This is a genomic window from Mycolicibacterium sichuanense (assembly GCF_033741125.1).
Taxonomy (GTDB): Bacteria; Actinomycetota; Actinomycetes; order Mycobacteriales; family Mycobacteriaceae; genus Mycobacterium.
Genome location: NZ_JAWQPU010000001.1, coordinates 839,054 through 852,192 on the forward strand (window position 1 = coordinate 839,054; position 13,139 = coordinate 852,192).

Annotated in this window: 9 protein-coding genes; 4 read left to right on the plus strand and 5 right to left on the minus strand. The window is 64.5% G+C overall.

The genetic code is table 11. The features are described from left to right. Window positions 1-13: 13 nt before the first annotated feature. From SBI80_RS04050 to SBI80_RS04070, 5 genes are all read right to left on the minus strand, one after another. A complete protein-coding gene (locus tag SBI80_RS04050) occupies window positions 14-1,498 on the minus strand; it encodes an APC family permease (protein ID WP_318973119.1) in 1,485 nt (494 codons plus the stop codon). A gap of 22 nt (window positions 1,499-1,520) precedes the next feature. Further along, window positions 1,521-3,254: a phytoene desaturase family protein gene (locus SBI80_RS04055; RefSeq protein ID WP_318973120.1), complete on the minus strand. Its 1,734-nt coding sequence runs from the start codon at window positions 3,252-3,254 to the stop codon at window positions 1,521-1,523. Continuing rightward, complete coding sequence (locus tag SBI80_RS04060) at window positions 3,251-3,595, minus strand: RedY/HapK family protein (RefSeq protein WP_318973121.1); 345 nt, start codon at window positions 3,593-3,595, stop codon at window positions 3,251-3,253. Before SBI80_RS04060 ends, SBI80_RS04055 begins: the two co-directional genes overlap by 4 nt. A gap of 29 nt (window positions 3,596-3,624) precedes the next feature. Continuing rightward, window positions 3,625-5,058 (minus strand): gamma-aminobutyraldehyde dehydrogenase, encoded by a 1,434-nt coding sequence (locus SBI80_RS04065; protein ID WP_318973122.1) that lies wholly within the window; start codon window positions 5,056-5,058, stop codon window positions 3,625-3,627. A 255-nt stretch (window positions 5,059-5,313) separates the two neighbouring features. Continuing rightward, on the minus strand, window positions 5,314-5,991 hold the full coding sequence (locus SBI80_RS04070) for a GntR family transcriptional regulator (protein ID WP_318973123.1): 678 nt from the start codon (window positions 5,989-5,991) through the stop codon (window positions 5,314-5,316). A 273-nt stretch (window positions 5,992-6,264) separates the two neighbouring features. Here SBI80_RS04070 and SBI80_RS04075 point away from each other — a divergent pair, with 273 nt between their 5' ends. Genes SBI80_RS04075 through SBI80_RS04090 form a run of 4 tightly spaced genes read left to right on the plus strand, consistent with a single transcriptional unit; the run spans window position 6,265 to window position 13,139 of the window. Further along, window positions 6,265-7,353: a phosphotransferase gene (locus SBI80_RS04075; RefSeq protein ID WP_318973124.1), complete on the plus strand. Its 1,089-nt coding sequence runs from the start codon at window positions 6,265-6,267 to the stop codon at window positions 7,351-7,353. A 38-nt stretch (window positions 7,354-7,391) separates the two neighbouring features. Further along, window positions 7,392-8,705 carry an aspartate aminotransferase family protein gene (locus SBI80_RS04080; RefSeq protein WP_413232658.1) on the plus strand — a complete coding sequence of 438 codons (1,314 nt, stop codon included), beginning with the start codon at window positions 7,392-7,394 and terminating at the stop codon, window positions 8,703-8,705. 46 nt (window positions 8,706-8,751) lie between these two features. Continuing rightward, entirely contained in the window at window positions 8,752-11,658 is a 2,907-nt protein-coding gene (locus SBI80_RS04085) for an FAD-binding and (Fe-S)-binding domain-containing protein (RefSeq protein WP_318973126.1), read from the plus strand. Next, window positions 11,655-13,139, plus strand: coding sequence for an NAD-dependent succinate-semialdehyde dehydrogenase (locus SBI80_RS04090; protein WP_318973127.1), 1,485 nt, complete (start codon window positions 11,655-11,657; stop codon window positions 13,137-13,139). Before SBI80_RS04085 ends, SBI80_RS04090 begins: the two co-directional genes overlap by 4 nt.

The following is a 13,139-nucleotide window of genomic DNA, read 5'->3' on the forward strand; positions in this document are numbered from 1 at the left end:
GGTTCCGGCCAATCTAGACGCGGTCACCTAGTGTCGAGTTCAGCTGCTCGTAGCGTTGCGGTGACCGGGCTTTGATGATGTACGCGCCGACGATGCCGACAGCGAGAGATGCGAACAGCATGACCGTGAAGGTGAACTGCAGCCAACCGCCGCCACCAAGGAGTACGTCCATCCCCGTTACCGCGTACCAGAGGAACGGCATCAGGCCTGCGATGCCGAGCAGAGGTGCGATGAAGGTGTTCCAGGGTCGTTTGTCGACATTGGAACGGCGGAAGAAGACGAAGATGGCGACGCTGGCGATGGTCTGCAGCAGGATGATCCCCGCGGCGCCGACACCGGTCCACCAGGTGAACAGTGTGGTGTAGGGATCCAGTCCGAGAATGGCGAAGATGGCCACCACGGCTGCGACCATGCCGATTTGGACGTAGCACGCAATCGCGGGTGACTGGCGGATCGGGTGGGTGGTGCCCAATCGCGACCAGATGACGCCCTGGCGCCCAAGCGAATACAGGTAGCGGGCGACGTTGTTGTGGAAGGTGAGTATCGCCGCGAATAGGCTGGTGATCACCAGCAGTTGGAAGGCCTCCGTTCCCGCGCGACCGAGCACGCTGTCGCTGACCGCGAAGACCAGATTGCCGCCTTCGGTCTCGGCGAGGCCGGCGATGTTGCCGACGCCGACGGCGTTGACGATGAGGAAGGCGGTGACGGCGTAGAAGACACCCATGAAGATCACCGACGCGTAGGTGGCGCGGGGGATGGTGCGCTTGGGGTCCTTGGCTTCTTCACCGTAGATGGCGGTGCCTTCGAATCCGATGAATGAAGCGTGGGCGAACATCAGCGCGACACCGATCGCGCCGGCGAATATCGCGGACGGAGCGAAGGGTTCGAATGAGTAATCACTGATCGGTGTCGGCGAATTGACCAGGATGCCGACGTTGAGGATCAGGATGATCGCGGTCTCCAAGGTGAGCAGGACGGCGAGCACCCGGGCGCCGGCGTGGATCTGCCGAACGCCCAGGAACAGCGACGCCCCCATGGCGATGAAGGAGAACACCCACCACGGAATGTCGATACCGGTGTGCGTGGAGGCGAATTCGGCTGCGTAGTATCCGAACCCGCCGATGACGCCAAGTTGGATTGCGTTGTAAGCAAAGATTGCCAGCGAAGCAGACCCGAGTCCCAGGGGCCGGCCGAGGCCTCGGGTGATGAAGGCGTAGAAGGCTCCGGCGTTGGTGATGTGCTTGCTCATGGCGACGTAGCCGACTGCGAAGACGGTGAGCACCAGAGCGACGACGACGAATGTGCCGGCGATGCCAATTCCGTTGCCAGAGCCGATGATGACCGGAAAGAGTGCCACTACCACCGTTAGCGGTGCTGCGGCGGCGACGACGAAGAACACGATGCCGAGCACACCGATCTGGTTGCGCGCCAATCCCGCTGAACCGTCCGGTGCGTCCTTGGCGGTGGCCAGCGATTGGGGTTCGTCTCGATGGAGCATGGCGGGTCCTCTTTCGATGAGGTCAGCGGGTGGATTTGCTTCGGGCGGCGAACTTGACGACCTTGCGAAGCGCGGGGCTACTTGCGACGGTGTAGCCGAGTTTCTTGCCGGTCTTGGTGCTCATCACGGTCTCCATCGCCCGGTCGACGACACCCGCCTTCGGTGCCGGCCCGACGCGTTGCGCAGTGGGAGCGGGCGTGCCATCGAGGTCGGCGATGACGACCTGAGCGGCGTTGTGGCCGTTTGCTCCCATCACACCGCCACCGGGGTGGGTGCCTGAGCCGCAGAGGTAGTAGTTGCCGACGGTGGTGCGGTAGTCGGCCAGCTCCGGGGTGGGCCGATTGTTGAATAGCTGGTCGAAGAACATGGCGCCGTGGAAGATGTTGCCGCCAGTCAGGCCATAGTCGCGCTCGAGGTCCTTCGGGGTGATGATCACTCGCTCGAGGATGTGCCCGCGTAGGTTCGGGGCGTAGCGGAACAGCACCTCCAGCACGCGATCGGCCCATTCATCACGGAACGAATCCCAATCGGTACCAGCCAGTTCAAACGGAAGCTGTTGTACGCCAAGGGTCATGGTGTGCTTGCCCCTGGGTGCGAGGGTGTCGTCGTGGGTCGATTGAATGACGGCTTCGATGACGAAGTCCTCGGGAATCTCGCCGCGGCGTTCCGCTTCCCAAGCGCGCTCGAAGTTCTCGATCGAGGCGCCCATGATCGCCTGCGCCTGATGTTGTGGGCCGAACTCGCCGGCCGGGAATCCAATGTAGTCGGGTAGCTCGTCGATCAGCAGGTGAATACGGGCCATCGAGCCGCGGGCGTCGTAGTCCTGCAGTGTCGTCTTGAGCTTCGCGTCGATGGCGCCCTCGGGCAGCAGTTGCAGCATGGAACGTTGGGGGTCGGCATTGGAGATGATCGCGCGCGCGGAGATGATCTCGCCGCTGGTGAGTCGAACCCCAGTGGCCTCGCCCTTGGTGAGTACGACCCGTTCGACCGGTGACTTGAGTCGGATCTCGGCGCCGTGGGCCTCGGCGCTGCGGGCCATCGCCTGAGTGATGCCGCCCATTCCGCCCTTCACGAACCCCCACTGCCCGAGAGTGCCCTTGAACTCACCGACGGAGTGGTGGCCGTAGACATAGCCGGTGCCGGGCGTGGACGGCCCGCCCCAGACCGAGATCATCCCGAAGAAGGTGAAGAGACCCTTGATGTGTTCGTTCTCGAAGTAGCGGTCCAACAGGTCCTTGGTGGACAACAGCACCATTTCGTTGAACAGGTCCTCGGCGCCGGCAGCCTCGAACGCGGCGAGCACCTGCGAGCGACTCGGTGCCGGGGACATCAGGAAGGGCGTCAGGATGGAGGCGAACTTCTTCACCCGCAAGCCGAAGTCCAGGAAGGCGCCGGCGTCGCTCTTGGAGAACTTCTCGATCTCCTTGAGGGTCTTGTCCATGTCCTTCCACACGAACAAGTGACTGCCATCGGGGAAGATGCTGACCTCGTTGGCCTCGGTCTGGTACATCTGCAGGCCGAAGCGCTCGAGTTCGAGGTCGGCGATGATCTCGGGGCGCAGCAGGCTGGCGATGAAGGCACACGACGACCAGGTGGCGCCGGGGATCAGTTCCTCGCTGGTACACGCGCCGCCCACCACGTCGCGGGCTTCGACGACCAGGACCTTCTTACCCGCGCGGGCTAGGTATCCAGCGGTGATCAGACCGTTGTGACCGGCGCCGATGATGATCGCGTCGTAGGTGGTGCCGTTGCTCATTGGGACTCTCCAGGGATGACGTGGGTGAAGTAGGTGCGCACGGTAGCCGGATCGACGAGTGCGTTGAAGCCGTCGGTGACGGGTTTCATCGAGGGGTGGTCGTCTCGCAGTTGCTCCCACGCCACCCAGTCGCTGACCACCATGACTTCCAGGATGTCCGCCGGGGCCCCGTCGGGTGCCTCGTCGACGCGAAATGCTTCGAACCGCGTAACGATGTCGGTGTGGGCCAGGCATGTCGGCCGGTCCACGTCGGTGGAGAATCGTTCGAAGTCGGCCGGGTCGACACCGGGCAGCATCGAGAAAAGGTTCACCGCTACGACGGAGCGGCTTGGTGCGGTCATCGTGGAGGCTCCAAAGGTGGTCGGGATCTTCAGGATTCGAGGTTGATCATGATGTGTTTGATCTTGGTGTATTCCTCGACGGAGTAGATCGACATGTCGTTGCCGTGGCCGGATTGCTTGAAGCCGCCGTGCGGCATTTCGGAGACGATCGGCAAGTGGTCGTTGATCCACACCGTGCCGAACTGGAGCTTGCGGGCCGCCCGCATCGCGCGGCCGACGTCCCTGGTGAACACCGATGCGGCCAAGCCGTATTCGACGTCGTTGGCCCATGCGAAGGCCTGTGCCTCGTCGCTGAATCGGGTGGTGGTGACGACTGGACCGAAGACTTCCCTCTGCACGATCTCGGAGTCTTGTGCGGCATCGACCACCAGCGATGGCTGGTACCAGAAGCCGGGTCCGTTGCCGGGTCCGCCGACGGCGAGGGTGGCCGGTCCGCCTGCGACCGCCCGCTCCACGAAGCCCGCCACCCGGTCGCGTTGGCGTTCGGAGATCACCGGGCCCATCTCGGTGGACTCCAGCGCTGGATCACCCATCGCGACCTTCGAGACGGCGCGGCTGAGTTCGGTGACGAATTCGTCGTAGATTCCGTCGGCGATGTACACCCGCGATGCGGCCATGCAGTCTTGCCCGGAGTTGCCGTAGCCGCCTTCGCAGATCTTGGTGATGGCGAGTTCGGCATCGCAGTCGTCGAACACCAGAACCGGTGCCTTGCCGCCCAATTCGAGGTGCAGCCGCTTGAGGTTGCCGGCGGCGGCGCGGGCGACGACCTTGCCCGTGGCAGTGTCACCGGTCAGCGAGCTCATCCGCACTCGCGGGTGCGACGTCAAGGCAGCGCCGACGGTGTCACCGTGGCCGGTGACGACGTTGAAGACTCCGGGTGGAAACAGATCCGCCGCGAGTTCGGCCAACCGCAGTGTGGTCAACGGAGTCTGCTCACTGGGTTTGAGCACCAACGTGTTTCCCGTCACGAGCGCTGGGCAAATCTTCCAGATGGCCATGACGAGTGGGAAGTTCCAGGGCGCGACGCTACCCACGACCCCGAGCGGATCTCGTCGGATGATGCTGGTGTGGGTGGGGGAGTATTCACCGGCGGCGCGACCCTCCAGCACGCGAGCGGCGCCGGCGAAGAATCGCATGTTGTCGACGCCGAAGGGCACCTCGTCGCGGGCCACCGCGATGGGCTTGCCGACGTTCTGGGACTCCAACTGCGCGAATTCTTCGGCGTGGGCCTCCAACCGGTCGGCGAGCTTCAGTAGCAACTCGGCACGTTTGCCGGGCGTAGTGGCAGCCCAGTCGTCGAACGCGCGCTCTGCCGCGGTGACGGCACGATCCACGTCGGTCGCGTCGCCGAGGGGAACCGTTGCAATCTCCGTGTCGTCGGCGGGGTTGATGACCGCTTCGGTCGCTCCGCTGGCGGCGGGCACGTGCTCGCCCGCGATGTACATGAGATGGCCGTCTGCCATGTGAGATTCTCCCGACTGGAACCGCCACGATCTAGGCGGTGCATCATGTCCTAGTGTTGAACAGTTGACATGATGGACTTAAGCATAGGTAGATAGTGGGCGCAAGATGAGACGCTGAATTCCCGTCGGAACACGTTCCGGATGGCTGGGGGCACCCGCCTCGGGTCATCGTGCGATTTCGCACCGAGGGCGCGCGACGACGCGCCTCGAGAGACCGCAACGGAGCTGGGCCAACGGAAGGGCGGGCGCGGCGCGTCAGCCGGCGGCGCGAGCGGCCAGGATCTTGCGCACCTCGTCGCGGTTCTCGGTGATGATCTCGGCGATCGTGGAGCGCGCCAGTTCGGGATCGCGAGAGGCAAAGGCCGAGACGATCCGCTGATGCTCTTCCTCCAGAGTCGAGCCGCTTTCGTACTCGTGGTGATCCAGGGAGAGGATGAGGAGGAAGTATCGAAGGTCGCCGAGTAGCTCGTCGTAGAACTTGTTCAACCGAGGGCTGTTCATCAGTCCCACGATGGCACGGTGGATATCGAGGTCTTTCTCGACGATCAAGCGCGGATCCTCGGTCGACATCGCCGCCTTGAGGGCGTCCATCGCGGCGTTCAGGGGCGTGAGGTCGGTGTCGTATCCCACCGAGGCCGCGGCGGCCGTCTCCAGATGGAGCCGTGCGCGGTAGATGTCCAGGACCTCCTCGTCGGAGGGGTCCCAGACTGCCAGGCCGCGGTTGAAGACGTAGCGAACCAGTCCCGTGCCCTGCAGAAGTCGCACGGCCTCGCGAACCGTGTTGCGTGATATTCCCAACTGATCGGCGATGACGCTTTCCCTGATGCGCTCGCCCGGCTTGAGTTCTCCCTCGAGGATCATGTCCATCAAGCCGTCGGCGATCTGTTGCGAAGTGCTGCGCCCGACGATCTGGATGCGATCTGCTACCGACATGTCGCCAGCGTACAACTGTTCAACACCGTCGATGTCACGGACGCTCAACCGTAACGCAACTAGACTCGTCTGCTCTAATGTTCTACAGTTGTTTCACCCAGTCGCAGCCTCGATCGCCCCGATCGAGGCCCAGCTCGACATCACGCATCGATAGCCGTTTGGCGTGTCCTCAGCGCAAAGGAACAGATCTCGGATGCTCAACGTCACCGGCGACTGCCGCGCCGCCCTGCAGCCGCACTGCACGCGGCTGGGTCCGTACCAGGAGGCGACGCCGTGATCGCCGGCTCGGACGTCCTCGCGCAGATCGCGCAGGAGAGTGGGCTCGAGTCCAGTGCCCACGCGTTCCCCGAGCAGCAGCTCGCAGGCGAACTGCACCGGCTCTATGACCTGACGGGCCGGTTGACTCGCATTCCCACCGAGAAGGACGACACGTTTCGCCTCGACGGCGCCAGCGGTCGATTCCTCGTCAAGATCGCGCCAGCGTCGGAGAGCCCCAAGATCGTCAATCTGCAGTCCGCGGTCATGCGGCATCTGGAGAACTACGCAGGGCCGATCCCCGTCCAGCGGTTGATTCGCGGGGTGCACGGCCAAGTCGAATTCACCATCGTCGATCCAGTCGGAGACGACCGCATCCTGCGTGTGCTGAGCTACCTCGACGGCAGTCTTCTTGCGACGGTCGATCCGACGCCTGCCCAATTCGCAGGTGTCGGTGCGATGTTGGCCCGATTGGATTGCGCACTCAGCGACTTCGCGCACCCCGACGAGTCCAGGCTATTGATCTGGGATCTCAAGAACTTCTCCCACACGAGACCGCTGCTCGAGTGGGTCACCGATCGCGACGACATGAAGATGGCGACTCGGATCTTCGATCAGTTCGACGCAGTCGTCACCCCCCGGATCGCCGCCCTCGAGACCCAGATGATCCACGGTGACTTCAGCCCCTTCAACGTCGTCGTCGATCCGACGAGTGAGCAGTTCGTCACGGGGATAATCGATTTCGGTGATGTGGTCCGCAGCCCGACCGTGTTCGAACTCAGCGTCGCGGTGGCCAACCAGATCGGCATCCACGCACGACGACCATGGGCCAGCGCGCTGGACGTCGTGCGAGGCTACCGGGCGGTGCGACCATTGGCCGACAGTGATGTCGCACTGCTGGCCATCACCGGCCCCGCGCGACTTCTCCTGCGCGCGTTGGTCTACGGCTGGCGCGCCGCCACCCATCCGCACACCCGAGACTACGGACTATCACACTCGGCGCTCGATTGGGCCAGGCTGCGCTGCGCGGTGTCGGTTGCCACACCCACCGTCGAAGCCATGTTGGCAGCCACCGCCCACCCAGTGCATCCAACAGAAGGGGAATGACCGTGACCAAGGCCTTCACGCCCAAAGCCTCCGAGCCGATGGTGAACGGCTTCGACTCGTCACACATCGACCGGCTGCCCCCTCGAACACGTCAGCAGGTCGGCGAACGGGAACGTCTCCTCGGGCCCGGATATCGACTCTTCTACGAGGAGCCGGTCGAAATCGTGCGCGGCGCGGGCACATTGCTCTACGACGCCGACGGCAACGACTACCTCGACGTCTACAACAACGTCACCAGCGTCGGGCACTGCCACCCCTACGTCGTCGAGGCCGTACACCGACAGCTCTCGACGCTGAACACCAACACCCGGTACATCCAGCAGTCGATCCTTAGCTACAGCCAGCAGTTCCTGGGCACGATGCCGGTCGAACTCGGGCACGTCATGTTCACGTGCACGGGTTCTGAAGCCAACGATCTCGCCATGCGGGTGGCCCGGTACTACACCGGGAACCAGGGCATCATCGTTACGGCCGGGGCGTACCACGGTCTCACCTCCGATGTGTCGGCCTTCTCACCGTCCCTGGGCGTCGGCGTCCCGCTGGGGCCGCACGTGCGCACGATCAGCGCACCCGATCGTCTCCGGCGTGGCGACGACGTGGCTGCCGGCATGCGCCTAGAGATCCGAGAAGCCATCTCCGACCTGCATCGCCACGGTTTCGGGGTGGCTGCATTCATCGCCGATACGATCTTCTCCTCGGACGGTATCTACGCCGATCCCGCCGGATTCCTGCGACCAATCCTCGAAGAGGTGCACGATGCTGGCGGGCTGTTCATCGCCGACGAGGTCCAACCAGGTTTTGGGCGCACTGGCCGGCACTGGTGGGGTTTTCAGCGACACGGTGTGGTCCCCGACATCATGACGACCGGCAAGCCCATGGGCAACGGCATTCCCATCGCCGCAGCCGCGTTTCGCCCGGAACTGCTCGTGGAGTTCGGCCGCAACATCCGGTACTTCAACACCTTCGGCGGCAATTCGGTATCCATCGCAGCCGCCCAGGCAGTACTCGACGTGATCGACGACGAGGGTCTCATCGACAACGCCGACACAGTCGGCGACCACATCCAGTCCGAGATCACCAAACTGGCCGCCGACTACGAACAGATCGCCGAGGTGCGTGGTGCGGGATTGTTCGTCGGCGTGGACATCGTGACCGACCGTGACTCGCTCACTCCGGACGGGGAGGCAACGCTCCGCGTGGTCAACCACATGCGCCGTCGTCGCATCCTGATCTCCGCGTCAGGACCACGCGGCAGCGTACTCAAAGTCCGCCCGCCGTTGACTTTCTCGATCAGCGATGCGGATCGGATGCTGGAGAATCTCGCGGTCGTCCTCGCCGAGGAACTTCATTGAGCGGTGAACGCCCGACCCGCTTCGACTCGGCCGGGCGGGGTAGCCGATGACGGCGCTACGAGACGGCGCCGAAGTCATCGACCTGCTCACGGCCAGCGGCGTCGAGATCGACACCAGCGGTAGGCGTCTCTCCGAGTACAGCTACGACGCATCGAATTACCGCGTCACACCGCTAGCCGTCGCGTTTCCCCGCGGCGCCAGTGAGGTCAGTCGTCTCGTGGCGACGTGTCATCGGGCGGGTGTGCCCGTCATCGCCCGAGGTGGTGGGACGTCGATGGCCGGCAACGCAATTGGCGGTGGAGTGGTGCTCGACCTATCGCGCTACATGAACGCCATCGTGTCGATCGACCCCGCGAGCCGAACCGCCGTCGTCGAACCGGGGGTCATCCTGGCCGATCTCACCGAGGCGGTTCAGCGCGGCACGGGGAACCGGTTGACCTTTGCGCCGGATCCCTCCAGCAAGAACCGCGCCACCGTCGGAGGAGCGATCGGCAACGACGCCTGTGGCAATCACTCCGTTCGCTACGGCCGTACCGGTGACCACGTGGTGTCCCTCGACCTGGTTCTTGCCGATGGGACCCGACTCACCGCTACCCAAACCGGCTTGCGAGCAACCGATCCCGAAGATGGCGCCGCCACTGAGCGCGCCAACCAGCTGACTGCCGGGCTGAAGGCGCTTGCCGCCGAATACCTGTCGCAGTTCCGCCTGGAACTGGGTCGGATTCCGCGGCAGGTGTCGGGCTTCCACCTTTCGAATCTTCTGCCGGAGAATGGCTTCGATGTCGCACGCGCGCTCGTCGGCAGCGAGGGAACGTGTGCGATCGTGGTGGGTGCAACCATGCGGCTGGTCGACGTGCCGCCATCGGCGTTGTTGCTGATCGTGGCCTATGACGACATCGTGGACGCCGCGCGCGACGTCATGACGATCCTGCAGTACTCGCCCGCGGCCATCGAGGGCATCGACGAGCAGATCGTGGCGACGATGAAGGCGCGGTGCGGTCAGGACTCGGTGTCCGCACTACCCGCCGGGCGTGCCTGGCTCTACGTCGATCTCGATGGAGACGACGACGTCGTCGCGGCACGGGCGAAGAAGCTGCTGGGTGACCTGCAGGCAAACGGGCGAGCGCTCGACTGCCGTGAAGTCCACGACCCCGCGGAGCGGAATAAACTGTGGCGTGTTCGTGAGGATGGCGCCGGGCTCTCGTCGCGACTGGAACGGCCCGACGGTTCGAGCGTCACGTCGTGGCCGGGCTGGGAGGACTCTGCCGTCGCGCCGGAGGATCTCGCCGACTACCTTGCCGACTTTCGGCTCCTGCTGGATCAGTTTCACCTGATCGGCGTGATGTACGGCCACTTCGGAGCCGGCTGCATGCACATTCGAATCACGTTCGACCAAAGGACCTCTGAGGGCAGGCTCGTGATGTCGAGCTTCCTCACCGCCGCCGCACGCCTGGTGGTCCAGCACGGCGGAACTCTTTCGGGAGAACACGGTGACGGCAGGGCCCGATCTCAACTCCTGCCGGAGATGTACTCCCCGGCCATCATGGCGGCCTTTTCCAAGTTCAAACGCCTCTTCGATCCGACCAACGTACTGAACCCGGGCATGATCGTCGATCCGGCGCCGGTCACGGAACGACTGGCACTGGCCGACATTCCGGTGCTGCCCTGGAAGACGACGTTCGTTCTACGCGACGCGAACGGCAGTGGAACCGGAGGGTTCGCCGAGGCGGTCCAGCGCTGTATCGGCGTGGGCCGGTGCCGTTCCCACGGCAGTGGCGTCATGTGCCCCAGCTATCGCGCGACCGGTGATGAGAAGGACTCCACTCGCGGCCGCGCCCGTGTGCTCCAGGACATGGTTCGCGGCGCACGCAGCGTCGAACGGGGCTGGGCGTCTGAGGAGGTTCGCGAGGCACTGGACTTGTGCCTGTCGTGCAAGGCCTGTTCGTCGGACTGTCCGACCGGTGTCGACATGGCGACCTACAAGTCCGAGTTCTTCGATCACCATTACCGCGGACGGATACGCCCGGCATCGCACTACTCGTTGGGCTGGCTGCCTCGCTGGCTGTCCTTGACGACACGGGTCGCGCCGCTCGTCAACGGTGTGCTGGCGAGTCCTCTGCGTTCGGTCGGACTGCGCCTCGGTGGCCTGACCACCGAGCGGCCGCTGCCCAGCTTCGCCTCCAAGCGTCGGCTCCGCCACGAACTTCAGCACGAGCGCACGGGGCACGGCGACGTGGTCCTCGTGGTGGATTCCTTCACCAAGGGATTCCGGCCCGAAGTCGCCGGGTCAGCGCTTCGGGTGGTCGAGGACGCCGGGCACCGTGCCGAGGTTCGCACCGATGTTTGTTGTGGATTGACCTGGACTTCTACCGGACAACTGCGACAGGCTCGAAAACGGCTGGCCCACAGCGCCACTGCTCTCGACGACGGAACGGACCGTCCTATCGTCCTACCTGAGCCGAGTTGTGCGGCAGCTCTGCGCAAGGACTTGCCCGAACTCGTCGACACGCCTGCCGCGCACCGGGTGGCGCGCCGCGTCCGCAGCTTCGCCGAACAGATCAGCGCACAATGCGGCCGCGGCTGGGCACCAGGCGTGACGTTGCCGTCCTCGGTCACCCTGCAAACCCACTGCCACGAGTACGCAGTGTTCGGTGCAGCGACGCAACGCCGGGCATTGGAGGCTGTCGGAATCGGAACCATCCGTGAGGCGACGGGTTGCTGCGGCGTGGCCGGCAACTTCGGCTTCGAGCGCCAGCACTATGACGTCAGCATGGCCGTGGCCGAGCAGGCGCTCGCGCCTGCGTTGAGGGCCGACCCGAACGCCGTCGTACTCACCGACGGGTTCAGTTGCCACATCCAGGCTCGACAACTCACCGGTAATCCTTCGCCGAGCGCTTCCCTACACCTGGCGCAGATCCTCGATCCCCGCACCCGACAGGAGTTGCACCGATGACCAGTCTCAGCTCGATCACTTCCCGATCGGCGGTGGCCCCGATTCCCACCGGACTACTGATCGGTGGGCAGTGGCGTGGTGCCATCGGCGGGAAGGTCTTCGACGTGGAGAATCCCGCGACGGGCGAAGTGCTCGCAGCCGTTGCCGACGCCGGGCCGAGCGACGGGGACGACGCGCTCGCGGCTGCAGTCGACGCGCGAGCATCCTGGGCTGCTACCGCACCGCGGTACCGCAGTGAAATCTTGCGCCGTGCCTACGATTTGGTGATGGCGCGGCAAGATTGGCTGGCCGAGGTAATGACATTGGAAATGGGCAAGCCGCTCGCCGAGGCCAAGGGTGAAGTGGCCTATGCCGCCGAGTTCCTGCGGTGGTTCTCCGAGGAGGCAGTCCGCGTCTGCGGTGATCACGGCACCACCGGGGATGGGGCGAACCGGATCATCGTGGCGCGCGAACCCGTCGGCCCGTGTGTCCTCATCACCCCGTGGAACTTCCCACTGGCCATGGGAACACGCAAGATTGCACCCGCGGTCGCGGCCGGATGCACCATGGTGCTCAAGCCAGCTCCCCAGACTCCGTTGAGCTCGTTGGCATTGGCCGCGATCCTGCAGGAAAGCGGCCTGCCCGCTGGCGTTCTCAACGTCGTGAACACCACGGATGCGGCGACCGTGGTGCACCGCTGGATGAGCAGCGGGAAGGCCCGCAAGGTGAGTTTCACCGGCTCCACCGGGGTGGGCAAGCTCCTGCTTCGACAAGCGGCCGAGACGGTGATGCGCTCGTCGATGGAACTGGGCGGGAACGCCCCGTTCATCGTCTGCGCGGACGCCGACATCGACGCCGCCGTAGATGGTGCGATGGCAGCCAAGATGCGCAACATGGGTGAAGCCTGTACGGCTGCCAACCGCATGTACGTCCACCGTGACATCGCGGCGACGTTCGCCGAACGGCTCGCTTCGCGGATGGCGGCATTGAAGGTGGGCAACGGACTCGACGACGAGACCGACGTCGGGCCGCTGATCGACGCGGCCGGACGTGCGAAGGTTCATCGACTCGTCGACGATGCGTTGCAGCGCGGGGCGACGGCGCTGACGGGTGGTCAGCTGCCTGAGGGGCCGGGCTACTTCTATCCGCCAACCGTCCTGGTGGACGTGTCCGTCGATTCCGAGCTGATGACCACCGAGGTCTTCGGACCCGTGGCTCCGATCATTCCATTCGACGACGAAGATGACGTGATCGACTGCGCCAACGACACCGACTGGGGGTTGGTGGGCTACCTCTTCACCCAGGACGTCGACCGCGCATTCGACCTGAGTGAGCGTCTCGAAGTCGGCATGGTGGGCGTGAACACCGGCCTGGTGTCCAACCCGGCCGCTCCGTTCGGCGGGGTGAAGCAGTCCGGTCTGGGACGCGAAGGCGGCAGAGTCGGCATCGACGAGTTCCTGGAGTACAAGTACCTTGCGGTGCCGCGACGCAAGGGCCGTTGA